This window comes from Nocardioides sp. NPDC101246 (genome assembly GCF_044767415.1).
Lineage (GTDB): Bacteria > Actinomycetota > Actinomycetes > Propionibacteriales > Nocardioidaceae > Nocardioides.
Genome location: NZ_JBIWNX010000010.1, coordinates 85,157 through 105,730, shown reverse-complemented (window position 1 = coordinate 105,730; position 20,574 = coordinate 85,157). Strand labels below are relative to the sequence as shown.

The following is a 20,574-nucleotide window of genomic DNA, read 5'->3' as shown; positions in this document are numbered from 1 at the left end:
GGCTCTGCCGGGTGGACTCCCCGAAGCTGCCCATCCATCTGCGAATCATCCAGAACCCCCACGACCGATCCGGCGAACTGCGCGCCGACGACAGCTGGGTCGAGAAGGCCTGGTCGGCCGAGACGACGAGGGTTCTCGTGGTCGCCGGCAACAGGGTCGAGCCGTCAGGCGAGACCGGAGTGAGGTGGCGTACGCCGGAGACCTCCCCGGAGGGGATCCGGCTGCTCCTCGGCGACTCCCCTGATGGCGCGAGCTTCGCCGTGCTCACCGGCCGTGAGGAGGCCGGAGAGACCTGGCGTGACCTGCGCGGCTTCTTCCCCGCGCTGCTCGCCGACACGACCGAGGCGAGCTTCCTGATGCACGCGATCGGCCTGGCCGAGTGGCACCGGGCGACCCGGTTCTGCTCGCGTTGCGGCGGACGTCTCGAGCCGCGCGCGGCCGGGCACGAGCTGGCCTGCGCGGAGAGGCACATGACCTTCCCCCGCACCGATCCGGCGGTGATCATGCTGGTGACGTCGGGGGAGCCCGGGAGCGATGAGGAGCGTTGCCTGCTCGGCAACCACTCACGCTGGCCCGCGCCCAACTTCTCCACCCTCGCCGGCTTCGTGGAGCCGGGGGAGTCGCTCGAGGACGCGGTCCGTCGCGAGGTCGCCGAGGAGGTCGGCGTACGCGTCGGGCAGGTCGACTACTTCGGCAACCAGCCCTGGCCGCTGCCGGCCAGCCTGATGCTCGGCTTCTTCGCGCGTGCGGCGTCGACCGACATCGCGGTCGACGGCGACGAGATCCGCGAGGCGCGCTGGTTCACCCGCGCGGAGCTCGAGGAGGTCGCGAAGAGCGGTGAGATCAAGCTGCCCAGCGGCATCTCGATCAGCCGCTCGCTGGTCGAGGAGTGGTACGGCGGGGAGCTGCCCGGCTCGTGGTGACCGGCGTCAGACCAGCTCGGCGAGCTTCGCCTTGACCTGAGCGATCGACGGGTTGGTCATCGCGGTGCCGTCGGCATAGACGAGGGTCGGGACGGTCTGGTTGCCGCCGTTGACCTGCTCGACGATCTGCGCGGCCTCGGGGACCTGCTCGATGTCGACCTCGTCGAAGGTGATGTCTTCACGTCCGAGCTGACCCTTGAGTCGCTGGCAGTATCCACACCAGGGTGTGGTGTACATCGTGAAGCTGGTCATCGGGGGTTCTCCTCATTCAGAACTGTCGGTGCGAGCCAATAGTGTTGGTCTCCAAGGCACAACGTTCCCACCCCGAGGAGTTCTTCCCGCCCATGACCCCTGAGTCCCTCCTCGCCGCCCTCGACCCTGAGCAACGCCGGGTGGCGGAGGCACTGCGGGGTCCGGTCCGGGTGCTGGCGGGTGCGGGGACCGGCAAGACCCGGGCGATCACCCACCGGATCGCGTACGGCGTCGCCACCGGTGTCTACGCGCCGCAGGAGGTCCTCGCGGTCACCTTCACCACCCGGGCCGCGGGGGAGATGCGGCAGCGACTGCGCGCGATGGGCGCCGGCGCGGTCCAGGCGCGCACCTTCCACTCCGCCGCCCTGCGTCAGCTGCGGTTCTTCTGGCCCAAGGTCTACGGCACCGAGCTGCCCAACCTGACCGAGTCGAAGATCCCGCTCATCCGCGCGGCCGCGCAGCGCCAGCGGATCAACGTCGACCAGGCCCAGGCGCGCGACCTGGCCTCGGAGATCGAGTGGTCGAAGGTCTCCAACGTCCACCCCGACGACTACCCGAAGTCGGCCGAGGCGCGGGGCCGGGAGGTCGGCGGCCTGACCCCGTCGATGGTGGGACACATCTATGCGGCCTACGAGGACGTCAAGCGCACCCAGGCGCGCATGGACATGGAGGACGTGCTGCTCCTGACCGCCGGCCTGCTGGAGCACGACGAGCGCGTCGCGGCGCAGGTCAGGCGGCAGTACAAGTGGTTCACCGTCGACGAGTTCCAAGACGTCTCGCCGCTGCAGTCGGCGCTGCTCGACCTGTGGCTGGGCGGGCGCAGCGAGCTCTGCGTCGTCGGCGACCCGGCGCAGACGATCTACACCTTCGCCGGTGCCGACGCCGCCTACCTGCGTGACTTCCCGAAGAAGCACCCCGGTGCCACCTCGGTCGAGCTGGTCCGCAACTACCGCTCCTCGCCGCAGGTCGTGAAGGCCGCCAACAAGGTCCTGGAGGGTACGCCGAGCGCCGGTGTCCAGCTCCAGGCCCAGCGTGACTCCGGGCCCGCCGTCGAGCACGTCGAGCAGCCCGACGAGGTCGCCGAGGCCGAGGGCGTCGCCGCCGAGATCCTGCGCCTGCACCAGGGCGGCAAGCCCTACAACGAGATGGCGATCCTGTTCCGGATCAACGCCCAGTCGGAGGCCTACGAGGACGCGCTCACCGCCCGCCGGATCCCGTACGTCCTGCGCGGCGCCGCCCGGTTCTTCGACCGGCCCGAGGTCCGCGAGGCGGTGACCCGGATCCGCGGCGCGGCGCGCGGCGGTCAGGGCGCCGTGATCGGTGACGAGCTGCTGGAGTCGGTCCACGGGATCCTGGCCGGGATGGGCTGGACCTCGGAGCCGCCCGAGGGCAGGGGACAGACCCGCGATCGCTGGGAGTCGTGGCAGGCGCTGATCGACCAGGCGCGCACCTTCTCCGGGGCCGGCGGTGACCTGGCCGGCCTCGTCGCCGAGCTCGACCGCCGCGCGGCCGAGCAGCACGCACCGGTGCCGTCGGGAGTGACCTTGGCGACGTTCCACGCCGCCAAGGGGCTGGAGTGGGACTCGGTGTTCCTGGTCGGCCTCCAGGACGGCACGATGCCGTTCATCCTCCGTGGCGAGGAGCCGACCCCGGCCGAGATCGAGGAGGAGCGGCGGCTGCTCTACGTCGGCCTCACCCGGGCGCGGGTCGATCTGACCCTGTCCTGGGCGCTGGCGCGTCAGCCGGGCCAGGCCGCGCGGCGCAGGCCGTCGCGGTTCCTCGACCCGCTGCGGCCGGCTCGGTCCGTGGCGCCGACCAGGCGCCCCGGGTCCGGGAAGGCGCGGATGTGCAAGGCCTGTGGCGGGCCGCTCGGCTCGGCGGCCGAGAAGCGGATGGGCCGCCACGAGGGCTGCGACGCGCCTTACGACGAGGTGCTCTACGACCGGCTGAAGCAGTGGCGCAAGGAGACGGCCGAGGAGATTCGCAAGCCGGCGTTCGTGGTCTTCACCGATGCGACCCTGGAGCAGATCGCCGAACAGAAGCCGGGCACGCTCCAGGATCTGCAGCGCATCGCCGGCATCGGCCGCAGCAAGGTGGAGACGTACGGTTCGGAAGTCCTTCGGGTGATCTCGGCCGAGGCGTAGAAGTCCTTCACGAAAATTCGTCGAAATCAACGGGTTTAATCGTTTGCGGCGGGCCTGTCCGGCCGGTTACTGTTCCTTCATCAAGTAAAGCCGCGCGCCGATGAGGCGCGCCCGACAGCCCCGAAGGAGGTGGCCCCAGTGAAGATCAACCAGATCAAGACGCCGATCAATGGCATCGCCATGTCCGCGTGCGGCCACCCCGAGCTGTCGAGCCCGCTGTTCACTCTGATCGGTCAGAGCCCGAAGTGGGCCACCCCGGCTGCTGGTGCCTTTACGGGCGCCGGTTACGGCATGCGCGTCGAGGGACTCGTGTCCCCGCAGGCGGATGCCATCAAGGTCAAGTCCCACGGGATTCGAGCCTGGAGCTGTCCGACTACGTAGAACCACGTAGTCACAGCAGCCTCCAGGCCGCGGAACCCGAAACCCGGGATCCGCGGCCTTTCTGTTTCTCAAAACCCGCGATCAGTCACAAAGGAGGTGTACATATGACCAGCATTCTCGAGCCCGAGGTCACTCTCGGCGTTCTCCACGACCGCGCCAACCGCTACGACGAGGACCAGCTGCCCTGCCGGGCCAACAACCCCGAGCTGTGGTTCGCCGAGTCTCCTGCCGACGTCGAGTTCGCCAAGGCGCTCTGCGCGACCTGCCCCGTGCAGCCGCTCTGCCTCGCCAGCGCCCTCGACCGGCGTGAGCCCTGGGGCGTCTGGGGCGGCCAGCTGCTCCTGCAGGGGAAGGTGATCCCCCGCAAGCGGCCCCGTGGCCGGCCCCGTAAGGACGCCGCCTGAGCAACCGAACACCATCAACACCAGCAGCCGTTCAACGACGAGAGGCAACAGCTATGAACACGATCGTGATGACCATGGGCGCAGGAGCCCGCTGACCACAGGGTCGGCATCCGAAGAAGAAGGACCACCAGACATGAACACCAACCGAGTACGGAGCACTCAGATGAACTTGCTTTACGAAGACCTGGCGCGCGCGCAAATGTCCGCGCGCCTGGGAGAGGCGCGTGAACTGCGGCGAGGCCATGCCCTCGTCAAGGCTGCTCGCCTGGGCCGCAAGGCCGAGCGAGCCGCCGTCCAGGCGAAGCTGGCTCTTGCCCGCGCGCTGTAAGTCCCCGATGGGACCCCAGACCTCACCCCTCTGATCGCGGGTGTGGAAGATGACCGGCCAGTCCGAGAAACCCTCGGACTGGCCGGTCCTACTTTTGTACCTCGCCTCGATCAGAGGTCGGTGGCGATGATCCTCTCGATGTTCCGCTCCGCGAGGGCGGTGATCGTGACGAACGGGTTGACGCTGGTGTTGCCGGGGATGAGCGCGCCGTCGATGACGTACAGGCCGTTGTAACCGTGCAGCCGGCCGTAGTTGTCCGTCGCCTTGTTCAGGACGGCGCCGCCGAGCGGGTGGTAGGTGAGGTGGTCGCCCCAGATCTTGTTGGTGCCGAAGAGATCGGTCCGGTAGATCGTCCCTTCGGTCTTGTTGATCTTGTCGAAGATGGTCTTCGCCATCGTGATGGAGTCCTGCTTCCACGCGGTCTGCCAGGACAGGTCGACGTTGCCGGTGCCGGAGTTGTAGGTGAAGGCTGCGCGGCGTGTGGTCTTGGTGATCGCGAGATAGAAGGACGCGAACGTCTCGAGCCCGGCCGGTAGCGGCGCGACCTCGGCGAAGGCCCCGCCGGCGTCCCAGTTGTCGATGCCCGAGCACGGGATCGTCGACTGCACGTCACCGGTCGGGTCCCACACGTGGTTGGCGCGTCCGCACATGACGTTGCCGTTGTCGCCCCATCCCTGACCGACGTCGCCGTTCAACGCGGGCAGCGCGCCGGTCGCTTTCATCTTCACCAGCAGCTTGCTCGTGCCGACGCTGCCGGCCGCGAAGAACACCTTCCCGGCGTTGACCGTCTTCGTGGCCACCACGGCGCCGGAGGTGTTGATCTGCTCGAGGACGACGTCGTAGCCACCGGCGGCAGCCGGCCGGACCGAGGTCGCCCGGTGCAGCGAGGAGATCGTGACCTTGCCGGTGGCGGCGGCCTGGGCGAGGTAGGTCTTAGGCAGCGTCTTCTTGCCGTAGTTGTTCCCGTAGAGGATCTCCTGGTCCAGGGCCGACTTGGGGACGCTGCCGTTGTCCTCGGCCACCATGTAGTTCCAGTTGTACACGTCCGGCACGAAGGTCCAGGCGAAACCCGAGCGCTGCGCGTGCTTCCGGCCCACGCGTGAGTACTGGTAGTAGGACGTACGCTCGAACCACGCAGGGTCGATCGTGCCGACCCCGAGGGCGGCGTTGGCACGCGGGTAGTAGGTGGCGTACATCTCCTCGGCGCTGACCGAGGGCAGGATGCTGGCGAAGTTCGCGCGCTTCGGGGTCACGGCCATGCCGCCGTTGACGAGCGAGCCGCCGCCGACGCCGCGTCCCTGGTAGACGGAGATCCCGGCGAAGTCCTCGGCGTCGAGGATGCCGGCGAACTTCGGGACGTCCTTGTCGATCGGGAAGCCCAGGAAGTTGCTGATCGGCGCCTTGGTCCGCGTACGCATCCAGAAGGAGCGGTAGTCGGGACTGGTGACCTTCGGATGGATCTTGCCGTCGGGCCCGGGTGCGGCGGTGGCCCAGTCCTGGCCCATCTCGACCATGTGGACGTTGATGCCGGCCTGGGCCAGACGCAGTGCCGCGACCGAGCCGCCGTACCCGGTGCCGATGACCAGCACGGGCACCTGGGCGCCGTTGCCGATCGACGACGGGGCTGCGGCCGCCCAGGTCGGGGTCCCGAATGCTCCTCCCAGCATCCCGGCCCCGGCCAGCGACCCCGCGCCGAGCATGAATCCTCGGCGTGACAGGCCTCGCGACCCGCCCTCCCGTGGTGTGTTGTTCATGATGACCTCCCTTTCCATCACTTCCATCACTGATTGCTAGAACATGTTCTAGTATCCGTGTGACGGGTGTCACTGGTTTCGGAACTTTCATGCAAACCGATCAGGGAGGTCGCATGGTCACCACATGCGTTTGGGGTACGGGCAACATCGGTCGACTCGCCATCCGGGCGGTCGACGCACATCCACGGCTGGAGCTGACGAGCGTGCTCGTCCACGATCCCGAGAAGGTCGGCCGCGACGCCGGCGACCTCGCCGAGCTCGGCGCTGACCTCGGGGTCGCCGCCACCGACGACATCGACGCGGTGCTCGCGGCACGCCCGCAGGCGATCGTGTACGCCGCGTCCGGCGACATCCGCCCGGACGAGGCACTCGCCGACATCGTGCGCGCCCTCGGGACCGGAGCCGTGGTCGTCACGCCCGCCCTCTATGCGCTCTACGACCAGCGCAACGCTCCGCCGGAGATGCGCGAGCCGTTGCTGGCCGCGATCGCCGAGGGTGGTGGGTCCCTCTTCGTCTCCGGCGTCGATCCGGGGTGGGGGAACGACGTGCTGCCGCTGCTGGTCAGCGGTCTGGGCAGCACCGTGGACGTTGTCCGGTGCCAGGAGATCTTCGACTACTCGACCTATGACCAGCCCGACTCCGTCCGCTATCTCGTTGGGATGGGGCAGCCGATGGACTACGACGCCCCGATGCTCATGGAGACCGTGCCGACCATGGTGTGGGGAGGCCAGGTCCGGTTGATCGCCCGCGGGCTCGAGGTCGAGCTCGACGAGATCCGGGAGACCGTCGAACGGCTGCCGCTGGACGAGACCGTGACCACCACCTCGATGGGCGACTTCGAGAAGGGCACCCAGGGCGCGGTGCGCTTCGAGGTCCAGGGGATCGTCGGCGGCGAGCCGCTCATCGTCGTCGAGCACGTCACCCGCATCCATCCCTCGTGCGCTCCGCACTGGCCGACGCCGCCCGACGGCGACGGCGCCCACCGGGTGATCATCGAGGGCGACCCGCGGATCGAGGTCACGGTCGAGGCGACCGACAAGTCCGGAAACCGGGCGGCGGGCGGAAACGCCACCGCGGTCGGCCGACTCGTCGGCGCGGTCGAGTGGCTCATCGATTCGGCTCCTGGCCTCTACGACGCGCTCGACGTACCGCTGCGTCCGGCGACCGGCAAGCTCGGCGCGGCCAAGACCGCCCAGGAAGGTGTGACCGCATGATCATCGACGTCCCCAAGGGCAAGGACCCGATCGCGTACGTCTGGGGCGAGATGGTCCACGGGATCGGTCCGGCCGCCGCTGGCCTCTCGCTCGCCGTCTACGAGCACACCACCCTCGGCCTCCGCGAGTTCGAGGCCGCACGGCTCCGGATCGCGCAGATCAACGGGTGCGTCTTCTGCCTCGACTGGCGCACCGAACGAGACGGCGAGAAGGTCGAGGAGTCGTTCGCCGAGGCGGTCGAGGAGTGGCGCACGACGGACGCCTTCGACGACCGCACCCGGCTCGCCGCGGAGTTCGCCGAGCGCTACGCGATCGACCACCACGGCATCGACCAGGACTTCTGGGACCGGATGTCGGCCCACTACACCGATGCCGAGATCGTCGAGCTGAGCATGTGCCTCGGATCGTGGCTGGCGTTCGGCCGTCTCAACCACGTTCTGGGCCTCGACAGTGCTTGCGTCCTGCCCTCAGGGAGGTAACACGGAACTCACATCCGGGTGATCCAGAATTTCGGTGTTGCACCCTCGGAAGCGCAGGATTTCGACCTATCGTTGAGACATGAAGACCTGCGATTTCTGCGGATGCTACGAGGCCGACCCCAACCGCCTCCTCGCATGGACCACCGCGGTCGAGCGTGGGCGTTCGAAGTCGTTCTGCGAGGCCTGCTCGCGACGTCACGTGCGCTCCATGGAAGCCAAGCTCGACTCCGACTGGTGGTCCTGAGCACCACCGCTCACATCCTCTGTGGCGCCTCGATCCCGAGGAGCCGGAGTCCCTCTGACAGCACTCGCCGGGTCGCCTCGCACAACGCGAGCCGGGTCTGCCTGACCTCACCGTCTGCCTTGAGCACCGGACAGTTCTCGTAGAACCCCGTCAGGGCGGTCGCCAGACCATAGAGGTACGCGGTCAGGTGATGCGGCTCCAAGGTGTTGGCGACCTTGGCGACCACCGAGGCGAAGCCGGTCAGCTCCAGCGCCAGCCGCTGCTCGGCCGGGTGGGAGAGCGTGTTGATGCCGTGCGTCTGCTGCGGTGCCTGCGCGAGGATGCTGCACACCCGGGCATGGGCGTACTGCAGATACGGGCCGGTCTCGCCGGTGGTGGCCGACATCCGGGCGAGGTCGAAGACGTAGTCGCGGGCGAGGTTGTTGGAGAGGTCGGCGTACTTCACCGCGGCGTTGGCCACGGCACGTACGACCTCGGGGCCGGCGTAGCTGGCCGCGGCGGCCTCCTCGGCGGCATCCAGCAGCGCGGTCAGCGATACCGTCTCGCCCGAGCGGGTCTTGAACGGCCGGCCGTCGGGGCCGAGCACGGTGCCGAAGCCGATGTGCTGGACCTCCACCGAGTCGGGCAGCCAGCCGGCGGCGCGGGCGACGGCGAAGACCATCTCGAAGTGCTGGCTCTGCCGGTGGTCGACGATGTAGACGACCCGGTCCACGGCCAGCTCGTCGACGCGGTGGCGAATCGTGGCGAGGTCGGTGGCGGCGTACCCGAACCCGCCGTCGGCCTTCCGCACGATCAGCGGCAGCGGGGCGCCGTCGCGGCCGGTGAAGCCGTCGGGGTAGACGACCTGGGCGCCGGCCGACTCGGTCAGCAGGCCCGATGCCCGAAGGTCGTCGACGACGCCGGGAAGCTGCGGGTTGTAGCGGCTCTCGCCGTCGAAGTCGTCATCGGTCAGGAGTACGCCGAGCCGGCCGTAGGTGGCCTCGAACTCAGCCATCGAGGCGTCGACGAGCGCCTGCCACAGCGCGAGGGTGGTCGGCTCGCCGGACTGGAGCGCGACCACCCGCCGCCGGGCCGAGTCGGCGAAGCCCGGATCGTCGTCGAAGCGCGCCTTGGCCCGCTGGTAGAGCGCGAGCAGCTCGGTCATGTCCAGGTCGGCGACCGCCGCCGGGTCGCTGAGACCCTCGCCGAGCAGTTCCTCGACCAGCATGCCGAACTGGGTGCCCCAGTCGCCGAGATGGTTCTGCCGCACGACGTCGTGGCCGGCGTAGGCCAGCACCCTGGCCAGGGAGTCGCCGATGACCGTGGAGCGCAGGTGGCCGACGTGCATCGGCTTGGCGACGTTGGGGGAGGAGTAGTCGACGACGACCCGACTCGGACTCTCCGGGACGGGCACGCCCAGGCGCGTGTCGGTCAGCAGGTCGCTGACGGCCGCGCCGAGAACGTCGGGGGACCAGGTGAGGTTGAGGAACCCGGCGCCGGCCAGCTCGAGGGCGCCGACATCGCCCAGGTCGACGGCATCGATGAGGCGGGCGCCGATCTCCCGCGGCGGCAGGCCGAGCGGGCCGGCCAGCCGCAGCGGGAGATTGGACTGGAGATGGCCGAACTCGGGCCGGGTGGCCGGCCGCATCTCGGGATCGATACCGGCGTAGGCGTCGCCGAAGCAGGTGACGACGGCGCTCTGCAGGGATGCGGACAAGGCAAGGGTGTGCTCGTGCACGAGAGTGGTCCTAGGAGGTGAAGAGGGCAGGCTGACGCGAGGGCGGGGTCAGAGACCCATGCCTCGTCGTCGCAGCGCGCTCTTCGTGACCATGTCCGCAAGAGTGCCGGAGGCGTCGGCGGAGGTCAAGCCGGTTCACCGGTCGCCGTCCCGGCCGAGGCGATCAGGTCCCAGGCGCAGCCGCAGTAGGGATGCCGCAGCCACGGTCGGACGGTGGGCGCGTCGTCACGGGTGAGGATCACCGACGCCGACCACGAGGCCGGGGTCCGCCCGGCGAGGTAGGTGCGGGCGTCGCGTACGGCCCAGGAGAGCGCGAGGGACTGCAGCAGCGCGTCGCTGGGCACCTCGTTGCCGACGAGCTGGCTCACGACCACGGCCCGCCGCTCGTCCTCCTCGGCGAGCGTCGCGTCGAGGCAGCGCAGGCACGCGGTGACCCCAGGAACGACCAGCGGACCCACCGTCCAGGTGTCGGGGCCGCTCTCGACCACGAGGTGCGCTCTGCCCTCGCGCACCATCTCGTCGGCTCGTTCGCGGTCCAGCGGCCCGTCGGAGAGGAGTACGACGATGTCGGGCGCGCCCGGGGTTGCCGGGGCCGGTCCGATCAGCGCCCGAGCCGCCGAGAGCAGTGCCGGCGGACCGTCGAAGCCCACCCGTGGTGGCGGCTCCCCACCGTCCGCCTCCATCAGCAGGCCGGCATTGCCCAGCTGCTGCATCGCGTGCCGCCCGGGCAGGTGGTCGGGCTCGACCGCCTGCCCGGCGGCGAGGTCGGTCAGCAGGCGGCGTACCTCCACGCCGTCCTGCACGATCGCCCGCCGTGGCGGGTCGATGCCGATCTGGAGTCGGGTCTCATCACGTCGTACGGCCACATACCCCGGCCGAATCCGGTAGCGCGTGCTCATGCCGGGAGTCTCACACCGGCCGAGATTTCCCGCACCGACAATCGACAGTGCCTGTGGATAACCTCGCCGAAAAGCACGGCAGCGGCGCCGCCGGACAATGCCGGGGGCGCCGCCGCGGGTCGTGCGCTGGTCGGTCTCGAGCGGATTGGGCAGATTGCTCCGGGAAGCGTGGATCTCGACCCGCTTCGCGGCTTCGCAAGCTCAGCCGCTGCGCTCGCTCGATCCCTTCGCGTTGCGACTCCGCTCCTTCGTCGCGGAGTCGCAGGCTCAGGCCTTACCGAGGATGCGGTTGAGGTTGGTGCTGCAGACGGGGCAGACGGCCTTGGCCATCTTGGTGCCCTTGTCGTTCACCCGGATCTCACCGGTCGCCTCGCGCTTCTCCTTGCACTTCACGCAGTAGAACTCGCCGCTCCAGGTCTCCGCCATGACGGCCTCCTTGCCTTTATGTAACTGGTCGTCGCGACGGGGTTGTCAGGGAAGCCCGTCGGAAGCTCGTCATGCCGAGCCAACTCGACCCTACGACACGCGGCGCTTTCGGCGGCAACACGGGCTCTCAAGCGAGTGTCGGCGTGTTGGCGTCATACCGGGGGATTCGGGACTTTCGAAGGGGCATCGAAGCGCTGCCGAAGGCACTTGCCAAGGTCGCTGAGCCACGTGAAAACTGGAGGGACCCCCGGTGCCTGGATCGTCCTTCGCCTTCCCCTTGCGAAGGCCGTCCGGCGGCGCCGGGGGTCCCACTGACATCGAACTTAAAGAGGATGTGGGAGCGCGTCAACGTCCCACTCCGCGTTGCTTGTGGACAACATGTGGACAACCCCGCTTTGCTTGGGGACAGCCGGTGGAAGACACGCGCTTTCCTGTGGGTAACCAAGTGACCGGCTGGAGAATATTCGGTTGAATCAGGACCTTGACCAGGGAAAAGCATTCTCCACCGCCTGTGGAGGCAAAAATAGTTGGAGGAAGATTTGGTAGGCGAGCCGTTGTCCCCCGTCGCAGCGCTGCGACGGATCGCATTCCTGCTCGAGCGCGGACGCGAGGACACCTACAAGGTGAAGGCGTTCCGCACCGCTGCGGCAGCGATCCTGCCCCTCGCCGAGGAGGACGTACGCCGTCGGGCGGCCGACGGCACCCTGACCGAGCTGAGCGGGGTCGGGGCGAGCACTGCCAAGGTCATCAGCGAGGCCGCGCGCGGCGAGGTTCCGCAGCGGCTGCTGGACACCGAGCGGGTCCACGGCGGTCCGCTGACCGCCGACGGGGCGGGGGAGAGGCTGCGGAGCAGACTCCGCGGCGACCTGCACAGCCACTCCGACTGGTCCGACGGCGGGTCACCGATCGAGGAGATGGCCTTCACCGCGATCGAGCTGGGGCATGAATACCTCGTGCTCACCGACCACAGTCCGCGCCTGACGGTCGCCAACGGCCTCAGCGCCGCCCGCCTGGAGCGCCAGCTCGGTGTCGTCGACGCGGTCAACGACCACCTCGCCGGACACGGGTTCACCCTGCTGAAGGGGATCGAGGTCGACATCCTCGATGACGGCAGCCTCGACCAGACCGACGAGATGCTCGCCAAGCTCCAGCTGCGGGTCGCCAGCGTCCACTCCAAGCTCAAGATGGAGAAGGAGCAGATGACGAAGCGGATGGTCGCGGCTGTCTCCACGACCCGGATGAACGTGCTCGGTCACTGCACCGGTCGACTGGTCACCGGCAACCGCGGCACCCGGCCCGGCAGCCAGTTCGACGCCCGCAAGGTCTTCGAGGCGTGCGCCGAGCACGAGGTCGCCGTCGAGATCAACTCCCGACCCGAGCGGAGGGACCCGCCGTCCAAGCTCCTCGAGCTCGCTCGCGACGCCGGTTGCCTCTTCTCGATCGACTCGGACGCACACGCCCCGGGGCAGCTCGACTTCCTCGTCCTGGGGTGCGAACGAGCCGAAACGGCGGGTATCGAAGAGGAACGGATCATCAACACCTGGCCACGGGACCGCCTGCTGGCCTGGGCGAACAGGTAGTTTCTTGACCTATGGACGGCCCGGAGATCGAGGTGCGACGCAGCAAGCGGCGTCGGCGTACGGTCTCCGCCTACCGTGATGGCGACCGAATCATCGTGATGATCCCGGCCGCGATGTCCCAGCGCGAGGAGGCCGAGTGGGTCGAGCAGATGGTCGCCCGCCTGGAGAAGGCCGAACGGCGTCGCAAGCCCAGCGACGATGATCTGATGCGGCGCTCGGCGGCGCTGAGCGACCAGTACTTCGGCGGCCTGGCCAAGCCCGACTCCGTACGTTGGGTCGACAACCAGAACAGTCGCTGGGGCTCGTGCACCCCGGGTGACCGCTCGATCCGGCTCAGCGACCGGCTGCGAGGCATGCCGGGCTGGGTCGTCGACTACGTGCTCGTCCACGAGCTCGCCCACCTCTTCGAGGCCAAGCACAACGAGGCCTTCTGGGCGTGGGTCGACCGCTATCCGCAGGCCGAGCGCGCCAAGGGCTACCTGGCCGGCTGGTCCGCCGCCGCCAAGCTCCCCGCCCCTCCGGGCGAGGAGGACGACGACGTCGACCAGATCGACGACCAGCTGGACGACCAGGTCGACTAGCGCTCCCTGGCTACCAGCTCGCGCACCTGCGGCGCGACTTCGGCAGCGAACCGCTCGGCCACCACCGGGTCGTCACCACCGATCAGGAACGCCGAGAACCCGTACTCCAGGACCAGCCCGGCAAGATCCTCCACCCACTGGTCCACCGGGCCGTTGAGGAGCGCCCGGCTCGTGGGCTGGAACGAGACGTTCATCAGGTTGAGCAGGCGGCGTACGTCGCCGGGCGAGCGCCCAGGTGCGACGGCTGCCTCGTCGATGCGACTGTTGAGGCCCGGCACCGCGTCCAACCCACCCTCGATGTACTCCAGCGTCGGCAGCCAGCCGTCCGCGTACGCTCCGGTGAGCTCCAGCATCTTCGGCTTGTAGGACCCGACCCAGATCGGGATGTCGTGAGCCGGCTCGGGGCCGCGCTTGGCCCCGTCGACCTGGTAGAACTCGCCGTCGAGGTGGATGCCGCCGCGGGTAGAGACGTCCCAGACCTCCCGGATGATGCCGATCGCCTCGCGTAGGGCGGTCACCCCCTGAGCGGCGGTGAGCCGCCGCCCGCCCATCGCGGCGATGCCGTCCCAGAACGCGCCCGCGCCGATGCCGAGCTCGATCCGGCCCCCGGAGAGCCGGTCGAGCGAGGCGACGGAGCGGGCGAGCATCGCGGGCGGTCGCAACGGCAGCGAGTGGACGTTGCCGGCCAGGTGGACGCGTGAGGTGCGTGCGGCGGCGTACGACATCAGGGTCCAGGTGTCGAGGAAGGCGGGCTGGTAGGGGTGGTCCTGGAAGGTCACCAGGTCCAGGCCCGCGCGGTCGGCGGTGACGGCAAGGTCGACCACCTTCTGCGGGGACTGGGCGGACGGGGTGACGAAGGTGCCGAACAGCAGGTCGTGGCCGTAGTCGGTCATCGGTTCTCCGAAGGGTCGATGTTGAAGTTGTCGCGGAAAAGGTTGGTTGGGTCGAAGCGCTGCTTGAGGTCGCGCAGGCGGGCCAGGGTCGCGGGCGGGAACGCGTCCGCGATCCGCTCGGGGGACCGGGTGGTCTCGAAGCTGAGGTAGAGCCCGTCGAGGTGCGGCCGCAGGTGGGCCCATGCTGTGTCCAGCGCCACCGGGTCCCCGCCCATCGCGGTGATCTGGAACCCGGCGGTTCGGTGCGCGAAGGCGGTCGCGTCGGGATCCACGTCGGCGATCGCGCCGCCCATGGTGCGCAGCTGGAAGAAGTACACGTCGCCGGAGCGCAGCATCAGCGCCGCGTCGCGGGCGAACTCGCTGGTCACCGCCGGGATCAGCCCCGAGCGCGCCTGCGGCTCGCCGTGTCCGTGGTGGCCGTCGGTGCCGACGTCAGGGGCCTGGCTCATCACGTCGGCGTAGCGGGCGAGGACCACCTGCTGCTGCACCAGCGCCCCGAGGGAGGCGAACGGGGTGAGTCGTTCCACGATCACCTCCGGGTCGGCTGAGTGGACCAGCCCGTAGAGCTGGATCACGGAGCCCTCCGGCCGCGGGCGGCCGGTCACCAGGAAGACGGTGGTGTCCCGCGGCGCCGCGGCCGCGACCGCCCCGAACCGGAGCAGTGCCTCCTCGATGTCGGGGACCACGAGCGTGAGCTGGGCGGAGCCCACCTCCGCGACCTCGTCCACCTCGAACTCGAAGGCGGTCGCGACGCCCATGTTGGCGCCCGCGCCGCGTACGCCCCAGAACAGGTCGGGGTTCCCCTCGTGGTCGGCGCGCACGATCGCTCCGTCGGCGAGCACCATCTCGACGGCGACCAGGTGGTCGATGGTGAGCCCGTGCTCGCGTGAGAGGAAGCCGATCCCGCCCGCGGTCGCGAGCCCGCCGACCCCGACACCGCCGTAGTCGCCCGATCCCAGCGCCCACCCGAACGGGTCCAGCGCTGCCGCCACCTGCTTCCAGGTGGCGCCCGGCCCGATGCGTACGCGGCGTCGGGACGCGTCGACGACCTCGATCTCGTTCATCCCGCCCAGGTCGATGACCAGCCCGCCGTCGTTGGTCGACCGGCCGCTGACCCCGTGGCCGCCGCTGCGGATCCCGAGCGGCAGGTGCCGGTGACGGTCGGCGAAGCCCAGCGCCTCGGCCACCTGCGCGGCGGTCGTCGGTCGCAGCACGAGGCCGGGCCGTCCGCCACGGAGATAGGTCGAGCGGACCGCCCGGTAGGCCGGGTCGCCGGGCTCGACGGCCGTCGCGGCGAGCGAGGCGGGCACCTCGTCGTAGGCGATGCCCGGGCGCCGTTTCGCCCGCACCGAGGACGTACGCCGCGGCCCGGCCGGCCGCGGACCGCCGAGCTCCATGAGCAGACGAGCCGCCCGGTCCACCTCGGCGTCGGTCGAGACCGGCACGACCACGGGGACGTGGGCCGCGGCGGCGCGCTCGAGGTCGGCGGGCGAGGGATCGGCAAGAGCGCTCGTCCAGGCACCCGGGTCGGTGATCAGGCGTGCCCCGGCCAACAGGTCGAGGCTGTCGCGGGCCCGATCGGCGACGCTCGGATAACCGGCGTCGGGGTCTCGTGGGTCGGGGGCTCCGGCCGGAGAGAGCGCGACGCCGACCGGGATGGACTTCGTGCTGCCCAGCAGCCACGTCGCGGTGGTCCAGGGGTCCAGGTCACCGGGGCCGATCACCACCAGGTCGAGACCGCCCTCCTCGGCACGCTGCGCGAGACCGGTCATCGCCTCGGGTGGCAGCGCCGGGTCGAGCGCCACGCCCAGCTCGAGAGTCATCGATCGTTCCTCCAAGAATCGTTCATCACAAGATCGTATGTGAAGCAGACGATTGGCTCAACAGAACGATTTGCTAGGATGTTCCCGTGACCACCAGAGCCGAACCGCAGACCGAGCTTCGCCCCGGGCAGACGGAGGGCACCGACGACCTCGGCTGGGGTCTGGGTGCGCTGCTGCGCGGCTACCGGCAGCGGGTCACCGAGGCGATCGGCGACTTCCCCCACGGAGCGCGCGGCTACCAGACGATGTGCGCGGTGGTCGGCGACGACCACCCCAGCCAGCTGGCGCTGGCCGGCCACCTCGGCATCGACAAGACGGTGATGACCTATCTGGTCGACGATCTCGTCGACGCCGGGCTGGTCGAGCGCCGACCCAACCCGGCAGATCGCCGCCAGCGTCAGATCGTCGCCACCGACCAGGGCACGCGGGCCGTCGCCGATCTGTGCCGCCGGGTCGACGCCGCCGAGAACGATCTGTTGGCCCGGCTCGACGACGACGAGCGTGTCGCCCTGCGCCGGCTGCTCAGCAAGGCGACCGGCCCGGCTCCCGCTCACACGGCGGAGGCCTGCGCGGTCGTCACCGGGACCGCCGAGGAGAACCACTCGCCCACGGAGTAGGTGAGCGCCACGGTCCCGAGGCTCGTCGAGGCGATGTCCTGCAGGTGCAGCGAGCTCGGCGACGGCAGGCCACCGAAGAGTCGCTTGCCGGTGCCGATCAGCAGCGGATGCACGAACAGCCTCAGCTCGTCGACCAGCCCCGCGCTCATCAGCTGACGGACGAGATCACCGCTGCCGAGCGCGACGATGGTTCCCGACCCGTCGGCCTTGAGGGCGCTGACCGCATCGAGGACCTCGCCGTCGAGCACGGTCGCGCCGCTCCAGGCCAGGTCGGCGAGCGTGCGGGTCGCGACGTACTTCGGCGTGGAGTTGAGGCTCGCCGCCATCGGATCCGTGTCGGGTCGGTTCGGCCAGAAGGCCGCCATCTTCTCGTAGGTCCGCCGCCCGAAGACGTACGCCGACGTCTGCGCGCCGACGTCTGGAGAGAGCACCTCGCCGAGAGCGGCGCCGAAGGGCACGCCCCAGCCGCCGTGCTCGAAGCCGCCGTCCCGGTCCTCGTCCGGGGAGCCCAGCCCCTGCATCACTCCGTCGACGCTCAGGAACTCCACGATCGCAAGTCTTCGCATGACCTCATCGTGTGTCCTGGACGGATCGGCTGGCTTGAACGAAATCGACCGGCCATGATCGGACCATGACGGGCGTGACCCGCGAGATCGTACGACAGCCGACCCATCCCGGCCTGCGAGGCCTGGTGGCGGGCGTCGTCGGCTTCCGGGAGCGGTCGGCCGTTCCGCTCGAGCGTCGCCAGCCCGCCGGGACGCTGCTGCCGCTGGTGCTCTCCTTCGGCGACCCTTTCGAGATCGTCGACGTCGCCGCGGGGAAGGGGGTGGGGACGTACGGGTCGTTCCTGGCCGGTTTCATGCCCGGTCCGGTCTCGACCAGGTCCGGGCGCAGCCACGCGTGCGTGCAGGTCTACCTGACGCCGCTCGGCGTCGGCCGGCTGCTCGGCGTCCCGGGCCGTGAGGTCGCCGCTCGGGTGACCGGGGTCGAGGACCTGATCCCCGAGCTCGGTACGTCCTTCTCGGAGCAGCTCGACGAGGCCGGTACGTGGCGGCGCAGGTTCGACCTGGTCCAGTCCGCCCTGCTGGCGCGAGCCGGTGAACCGGCCGATCCGATGGTGTCGTGGCTATGGGACCGGATCACGGAGTCCGGAGGCCAGGCGCACATCGGGAACCTGGTGGCCGAGACCGGATGGAGCCACCGCCACGTCACGACCTGCTTCCAGCGGGCCGTGGGGCTCACTCCGAAGGCGGCCGCCGGCGTCGTACGTTTCGAGCGGGCCGCCGCCGACCTCGGCCGGCTGCCCATCGCCGAGGTGGCGGCCCGGCACGGCTACGCGGACCAGAGCCACCTGACCCGCGAGGCCGTCAGGTATGCCGGCGAGCCACCCGCAGCGCTTGCCGCCGGCCGGCGGCCGACCGCTCACACGGCGCTCGGGACGACCCCGGCCGGCTCCCGCTTGCGCTAGAGACGCGCCTGGGCGAGCTTGATGAGCTCGATCATCTCCGGCTCGGGATCAGGGATGCCGTCGATCGGCCACCAACGTACGTCCAGCGACTCCTCGCTCACGGCCGGGACCGCACCAGCGGGAGCGATGGCCATGAAGCGTACGTCGAGATGGTGGACGTCCCCGGACGGAGCACAGAAGGGCACCGGGTGCTCGGAGAGCTGCACCAACCCGGGCAGCGGCACCAGGCCCGGCACGCCGGACTCCTCACGCAGCTCACGGGCGGCGGCCGCCCACAGGGTCGCGTCGCCCTGCTCCAGATGACCACCGAACTGGAACCAGCGCCGCGCCTTGCGGTGGTGGGTCAGCAGCACCGAGGAACCGTCGTCGGAGAGCACCAGGCACGAGGCCGTCAGGTGGTCGGGGACGCACGACTTGAACACCCCTGTCGGCTCTGCCTCGAGATGAGTGACATAGCGCTGCCGAAGCGTCTCCTGGGGAGCGGACGGAGCGTCCCACGCCCGCAGGGTCGCGAGCGCGTCAGCGTGCAGACTCACGCCGCCACCTCCGTCGCGCAAGCGCCAGGGTACGGACGCGGCGGCGTGTTGTGTTCGTGGTTCGCTCGCTGGCGCTCGCTCACTCCTCAGCGTCTCCGCCGAGCAGCTTCTTGAGCTCCGCGTCGAAGTCGATCGAGTCGACATCGGGAGCCTCGGCGCCCTCACGGAAGCCGAGCGGGTCGTCGAGGTCGGCCGAGGTGGGCAGCAGCGCCGGGGACATCCAGACGCCGTCACGGGCCTCGATGCCCTGCCGGGTGCGCAGCGATCCCCACAGCGCGGCCGCGTCGCGCAGCCGTCGTGGCCGGAGGTCGAGGCCGACCAGGGTCGCGAAGGTCTGCTCGGCCGGACCGCCGGCGGCCCGGCGGCGGCGTACGGCCTCCTGCAGCTGCGCCGCGACCGGCATCCTCTCGGCGGTGGCCAGGGCGACGACCTCGTCGACCCAGCCCTCCACGAGCGCCAGCACGATCTCGAGCCGCTCCAACGCCGCCTTCTGGGCGGGCGAGTCGGGCACCTCGAACATGCCTTCCTCGAACATGTTCTGCAGCTGGGACGGGTCCTGCATGGCGGAGAGGTCCAGGCCGCGCATCTGCTCCTCGATGCGCTGCTGCATGGCCTCCATGTTGAGCTCGACGCCGCGCGCGTAGTCGGTCACGGCCGCGACCACGTGGTCACGCAGCCACGGCACGCCGGCGAAGAGCCGCTGGTGGGCGGCCTCGCGCAGGGCCAGGAAGAGCAGCACGTCGTCGGTGCTGACCCCCAGGCCCTCGGCGAAGGGCTCGACGTTGACCGGCAGCAGCGCGGCCTGACCGGGCTCGGTCAGCGGGATGCCGATGTCGGAGACGGAGATGACCTCGCCGGCGAGATGGCCGAGGCCGGTGCCGGCCTGGTTCGCGTACAACGCGCCCATCGCCTTGCCGACGAACCCGATCATCGGGCCCATCTGGGCCTTCATGTCCTCGGGGAGCTGGCCGCTCATCGCGGCCGCGGTAGAGGCGGCGACCGGCTCGATCAGCGGCTTCCACGCATCCAGGGTGTTGACCAGCCACTCGGCCTTCGACCAGGCGGTGGCGGACTTCACGCCTGAGGGGAACGACGTGGTCTCCTCCAGCCAGTGGTCGGCCAGCTGGATCGCGTCGGCGACGGCGTCCTTCTGCCGCTGAGAAGGCGTCGGGTCGGGCGAGGACGCGGCGACCTTGCGGGCGAGGTCCATCGCGACGTCCCAGTTCAGCGGGCCGTCATAGGGCTGTAGCAGCGACTGGATCTGACCGAAGATCTGGCTCAGGTCAGGCATGCCGCCGGGGCCTCCACCGACGCCGCCGATAGGAAAACCACCGAAGAACGCCTCAAAGGGCGTGCCCTTGAAGGGGTTCTCCGGCTCCTCCGGCTCGTCGGGGCCACCTGGGGTCTGACTCATGTGTCCAGCCTACGCGGTTACGGAAGCCCGCTGTCAGCAAGCACTAGTGTGGTCCCATGGCTGAACCGAAGAATGGCGCCGTCAAGCTTCTCGACATCCGGGAGACCCCTCTCGATGTCACCGAGGTGCTCGACGCACTCGACGACGACGCTTCCGGCGGGGTGACGCTCTTCGTCGGCCGCGTACGTGACCACGACGGGGGCAAGGGCGTGACCGGCCTCGACTACCAGGCCCATCCGACCGCCCTGGCCCGCCTGGCGGATGTCGCCGAGAAGGTGGCTGCCGACCACGGCGTCGCGGGTGTGGCCGCCGTCCACCGCACCGGCCACCTCGACATCGGCGACATCGCCGTCATCGTGGCCACCGCCTCCGGCCACCGTGGCGAGGCCTTCGCCGCCTCCCGCGACCTCATCGACACCCTCAAGGCCGAGGTGCCGATCTGGAAGCACCAGGTCTTCACCGACGGCACCGACGAGTGGGTCGGCGCGCCCTGATGC

At 69.8% G+C, this 20,574-nt stretch carries 23 protein-coding genes; 13 read left to right on the top strand and 10 right to left on the bottom strand.

All coding sequences use genetic code 11. From position 1 onward, the window contains the following. The first annotated feature begins 11 nt into the window (after positions 1 to 11). Positions 12 to 923: an NAD(+) diphosphatase gene (nudC, locus tag ACIRON_RS19205; protein ID WP_402994443.1), complete on the top strand. Its 912-nt coding sequence runs from the start codon at positions 12 to 14 to the stop codon at positions 921 to 923. Positions 924 to 929: 6 nt separating this feature from the next. Here nudC and ACIRON_RS19200 read toward each other — a convergent pair whose 3' ends face one another. Then, a complete protein-coding gene (locus ACIRON_RS19200; protein WP_402994441.1) occupies positions 930 to 1,175 on the bottom strand; it encodes a mycoredoxin in 246 nt (81 codons plus the stop codon). Between the two features lie 92 nt (positions 1,176 to 1,267). On the opposite strand from ACIRON_RS19200, the gene ACIRON_RS19195 reads away from it, so the two are divergent. The 4 genes from ACIRON_RS19195 to ACIRON_RS19180 all read left to right on the top strand — a co-directional run bounded on the left by ACIRON_RS19195 (position 1,268) and on the right by ACIRON_RS19180 (position 4,432). After that, positions 1,268 to 3,319 carry an ATP-dependent DNA helicase UvrD2 gene (locus ACIRON_RS19195; RefSeq protein ID WP_402994439.1) on the top strand — a complete coding sequence of 684 codons (2,052 nt, stop codon included), beginning with the start codon at positions 1,268 to 1,270 and terminating at the stop codon, positions 3,317 to 3,319. A 138-nt stretch (positions 3,320 to 3,457) separates the two neighbouring features. Further along, positions 3,458 to 3,700 carry a hypothetical protein gene (locus ACIRON_RS19190; RefSeq protein ID WP_378873461.1) on the top strand — a complete coding sequence of 81 codons (243 nt, stop codon included), beginning with the start codon at positions 3,458 to 3,460 and terminating at the stop codon, positions 3,698 to 3,700. A gap of 104 nt (positions 3,701 to 3,804) precedes the next feature. Further along, positions 3,805 to 4,104: a WhiB family transcriptional regulator gene (locus tag ACIRON_RS19185; RefSeq protein ID WP_091051210.1), complete on the top strand. Its 300-nt coding sequence runs from the start codon at positions 3,805 to 3,807 to the stop codon at positions 4,102 to 4,104. A 133-nt stretch (positions 4,105 to 4,237) separates the two neighbouring features. After that, positions 4,238 to 4,432, top strand: coding sequence for a hypothetical protein (locus tag ACIRON_RS19180; protein WP_091051207.1), 195 nt, complete (start codon positions 4,238 to 4,240; stop codon positions 4,430 to 4,432). Between the two features lie 110 nt (positions 4,433 to 4,542). Here the strand turns inward: ACIRON_RS19180 and ACIRON_RS19175 are convergent, their stop codons facing one another. Beyond that, the gene (locus ACIRON_RS19175) at positions 4,543 to 6,186 is read right to left on the bottom strand and encodes a GMC oxidoreductase (protein ID WP_402994436.1); all 1,644 of its coding nucleotides are present in this window, start codon (positions 6,184 to 6,186) and stop codon (positions 4,543 to 4,545) included. A gap of 113 nt (positions 6,187 to 6,299) precedes the next feature. On the opposite strand from ACIRON_RS19175, the gene ACIRON_RS19170 reads away from it, so the two are divergent. The 3 genes from ACIRON_RS19170 (at position 6,300) to ACIRON_RS19160 (ending at position 8,123) form a co-directional block, all read left to right on the top strand. Further along, positions 6,300 to 7,400, top strand: coding sequence for a dihydrodipicolinate reductase (locus tag ACIRON_RS19170; RefSeq protein ID WP_402994434.1), 1,101 nt, complete (start codon positions 6,300 to 6,302; stop codon positions 7,398 to 7,400). Further along, positions 7,397 to 7,879 carry a carboxymuconolactone decarboxylase family protein gene (locus ACIRON_RS19165; RefSeq protein WP_402994432.1) on the top strand — a complete coding sequence of 161 codons (483 nt, stop codon included), beginning with the start codon at positions 7,397 to 7,399 and terminating at the stop codon, positions 7,877 to 7,879. The genes ACIRON_RS19170 and ACIRON_RS19165 overlap by 4 nt, the downstream gene beginning before the upstream one ends. A gap of 79 nt (positions 7,880 to 7,958) precedes the next feature. Further along, positions 7,959 to 8,123, top strand: coding sequence for a hypothetical protein (locus ACIRON_RS19160; protein WP_176884198.1), 165 nt, complete (start codon positions 7,959 to 7,961; stop codon positions 8,121 to 8,123). Positions 8,124 to 8,133: 10 nt separating this feature from the next. Here ACIRON_RS19160 and argS read toward each other — a convergent pair whose 3' ends face one another. The 3 genes from argS to ACIRON_RS19145 all read right to left on the bottom strand — a co-directional run bounded on the left by argS (position 8,134) and on the right by ACIRON_RS19145 (position 11,165). Then, a complete protein-coding gene (argS, locus tag ACIRON_RS19155) occupies positions 8,134 to 9,807 on the bottom strand; it encodes an arginine--tRNA ligase (protein WP_402994692.1) in 1,674 nt (557 codons plus the stop codon). Positions 9,808 to 9,965: 158 nt separating this feature from the next. Then, positions 9,966 to 10,739, bottom strand: a complete 774-nt coding sequence (locus tag ACIRON_RS19150; RefSeq protein WP_402994429.1) for a hypothetical protein — start codon at positions 10,737 to 10,739, stop codon at positions 9,966 to 9,968. Between the two features lie 267 nt (positions 10,740 to 11,006). Beyond that, positions 11,007 to 11,165, bottom strand: coding sequence for a DUF5679 domain-containing protein (locus ACIRON_RS19145; protein WP_091051197.1), 159 nt, complete (start codon positions 11,163 to 11,165; stop codon positions 11,007 to 11,009). A 554-nt stretch (positions 11,166 to 11,719) separates the two neighbouring features. On the opposite strand from ACIRON_RS19145, the gene ACIRON_RS19140 reads away from it, so the two are divergent. After that, complete coding sequence (locus ACIRON_RS19140) at positions 11,720 to 12,745, top strand: PHP domain-containing protein (protein WP_402994427.1); 1,026 nt, start codon at positions 11,720 to 11,722, stop codon at positions 12,743 to 12,745. A gap of 11 nt (positions 12,746 to 12,756) precedes the next feature. Beyond that, on the top strand, positions 12,757 to 13,326 hold the full coding sequence (locus ACIRON_RS19135; RefSeq protein ID WP_402994425.1) for a M48 family metallopeptidase: 570 nt from the start codon (positions 12,757 to 12,759) through the stop codon (positions 13,324 to 13,326). Here ACIRON_RS19135 and ACIRON_RS19130 read toward each other — a convergent pair. Then, on the bottom strand, positions 13,323 to 14,219 hold the full coding sequence (locus tag ACIRON_RS19130) for an LLM class flavin-dependent oxidoreductase (protein WP_402994423.1): 897 nt from the start codon (positions 14,217 to 14,219) through the stop codon (positions 13,323 to 13,325). The two genes, ACIRON_RS19135 and ACIRON_RS19130, sit on opposite strands and share 4 nt — an antisense overlap. Then, positions 14,216 to 16,042 (bottom strand): FAD-binding protein, encoded by a 1,827-nt coding sequence (locus tag ACIRON_RS19125; RefSeq protein ID WP_402994421.1) that lies wholly within the window; start codon positions 16,040 to 16,042, stop codon positions 14,216 to 14,218. Before ACIRON_RS19125 ends, ACIRON_RS19130 begins: the two co-directional genes overlap by 4 nt. 86 nt (positions 16,043 to 16,128) lie before the next feature. On the opposite strand from ACIRON_RS19125, the gene ACIRON_RS19120 reads away from it, so the two are divergent. Further along, entirely contained in the window at positions 16,129 to 16,659 is a 531-nt protein-coding gene (locus tag ACIRON_RS19120) for a MarR family winged helix-turn-helix transcriptional regulator (RefSeq protein WP_402994419.1), read from the top strand. Here ACIRON_RS19120 and ACIRON_RS19115 read toward each other — a convergent pair. Further along, entirely contained in the window at positions 16,593 to 17,225 is a 633-nt protein-coding gene (locus tag ACIRON_RS19115; protein ID WP_402994417.1) for a dihydrofolate reductase family protein, read from the bottom strand. The two genes, ACIRON_RS19120 and ACIRON_RS19115, sit on opposite strands and share 67 nt — an antisense overlap. A gap of 74 nt (positions 17,226 to 17,299) precedes the next feature. Here ACIRON_RS19115 and ACIRON_RS19110 point away from each other — a divergent pair, with 74 nt between their 5' ends. After that, positions 17,300 to 18,127 (top strand): helix-turn-helix domain-containing protein, encoded by an 828-nt coding sequence (locus ACIRON_RS19110; RefSeq protein WP_402994415.1) that lies wholly within the window; start codon positions 17,300 to 17,302, stop codon positions 18,125 to 18,127. Here the strand turns inward: ACIRON_RS19110 and ACIRON_RS19105 are convergent. Then, on the bottom strand, positions 18,124 to 18,663 hold the full coding sequence (locus tag ACIRON_RS19105; RefSeq protein ID WP_402994413.1) for an NUDIX hydrolase: 540 nt from the start codon (positions 18,661 to 18,663) through the stop codon (positions 18,124 to 18,126). The two genes, ACIRON_RS19110 and ACIRON_RS19105, sit on opposite strands and share 4 nt — an antisense overlap. Positions 18,664 to 18,742: 79 nt before the next feature. Continuing rightward, positions 18,743 to 20,077, bottom strand: coding sequence for a zinc-dependent metalloprotease (locus ACIRON_RS19100; RefSeq protein ID WP_402994411.1), 1,335 nt, complete (start codon positions 20,075 to 20,077; stop codon positions 18,743 to 18,745). 56 nt (positions 20,078 to 20,133) lie between these two features. Between ACIRON_RS19100 and ACIRON_RS19095 the strand changes: the two genes are divergently transcribed. After that, entirely contained in the window at positions 20,134 to 20,571 is a 438-nt protein-coding gene (locus ACIRON_RS19095; protein WP_402994409.1) for a molybdenum cofactor biosynthesis protein MoaE, read from the top strand. The last annotated feature ends 3 nt before the right edge of the window (positions 20,572 to 20,574 follow it).

What these genes read in the sequence shown, in the direction of transcription:
- ACIRON_RS19200 (WP_402994441.1), bottom strand. Translation starts at nt 1,175, where the DNA reads ATGACCAGCTTCACGATGTACACCACACCCTGGTGTGGATACTGCCAG.
- ACIRON_RS19130 (WP_402994423.1), bottom strand. Translation starts at nt 14,219, where the DNA reads ATGACCGACTACGGCCACGACCTGCTGTTCGGCACCTTCGTCACCCCG.
- ACIRON_RS19175 (WP_402994436.1), bottom strand. Translation starts at nt 6,186, where the DNA reads ATGAACAACACACCACGGGAGGGCGGGTCGCGAGGCCTGTCACGCCGA.
- ACIRON_RS19095 (WP_402994409.1), top strand. Translation starts at nt 20,134, where the DNA reads ATGGCTGAACCGAAGAATGGCGCCGTCAAGCTTCTCGACATCCGGGAG.
- ACIRON_RS19145 (WP_091051197.1), bottom strand. Translation starts at nt 11,165, where the DNA reads ATGGCGGAGACCTGGAGCGGCGAGTTCTACTGCGTGAAGTGCAAGGAG.
- ACIRON_RS19135 (WP_402994425.1), top strand. Translation starts at nt 12,757, where the DNA reads ATGGACGGCCCGGAGATCGAGGTGCGACGCAGCAAGCGGCGTCGGCGT.
- ACIRON_RS19115 (WP_402994417.1), bottom strand. Translation starts at nt 17,225, where the DNA reads ATGCGAAGACTTGCGATCGTGGAGTTCCTGAGCGTCGACGGAGTGATG.
- ACIRON_RS19150 (WP_402994429.1), bottom strand. Translation starts at nt 10,739, where the DNA reads ATGAGCACGCGCTACCGGATTCGGCCGGGGTATGTGGCCGTACGACGT.
- ACIRON_RS19160 (WP_176884198.1), top strand. Translation starts at nt 7,959, where the DNA reads ATGAAGACCTGCGATTTCTGCGGATGCTACGAGGCCGACCCCAACCGC.
- ACIRON_RS19100 (WP_402994411.1), bottom strand. Translation starts at nt 20,077, where the DNA reads ATGAGTCAGACCCCAGGTGGCCCCGACGAGCCGGAGGAGCCGGAGAAC.
- ACIRON_RS19125 (WP_402994421.1), bottom strand. Translation starts at nt 16,042, where the DNA reads ATGACTCTCGAGCTGGGCGTGGCGCTCGACCCGGCGCTGCCACCCGAG.
- ACIRON_RS19170 (WP_402994434.1), top strand. Translation starts at nt 6,300, where the DNA reads ATGGTCACCACATGCGTTTGGGGTACGGGCAACATCGGTCGACTCGCC.
- ACIRON_RS19165 (WP_402994432.1), top strand. Translation starts at nt 7,397, where the DNA reads ATGATCATCGACGTCCCCAAGGGCAAGGACCCGATCGCGTACGTCTGG.
- ACIRON_RS19195 (WP_402994439.1), top strand. Translation starts at nt 1,268, where the DNA reads ATGACCCCTGAGTCCCTCCTCGCCGCCCTCGACCCTGAGCAACGCCGG.
- ACIRON_RS19180 (WP_091051207.1), top strand. Translation starts at nt 4,238, where the DNA reads ATGAACACCAACCGAGTACGGAGCACTCAGATGAACTTGCTTTACGAA.
- ACIRON_RS19185 (WP_091051210.1), top strand. Translation starts at nt 3,805, where the DNA reads ATGACCAGCATTCTCGAGCCCGAGGTCACTCTCGGCGTTCTCCACGAC.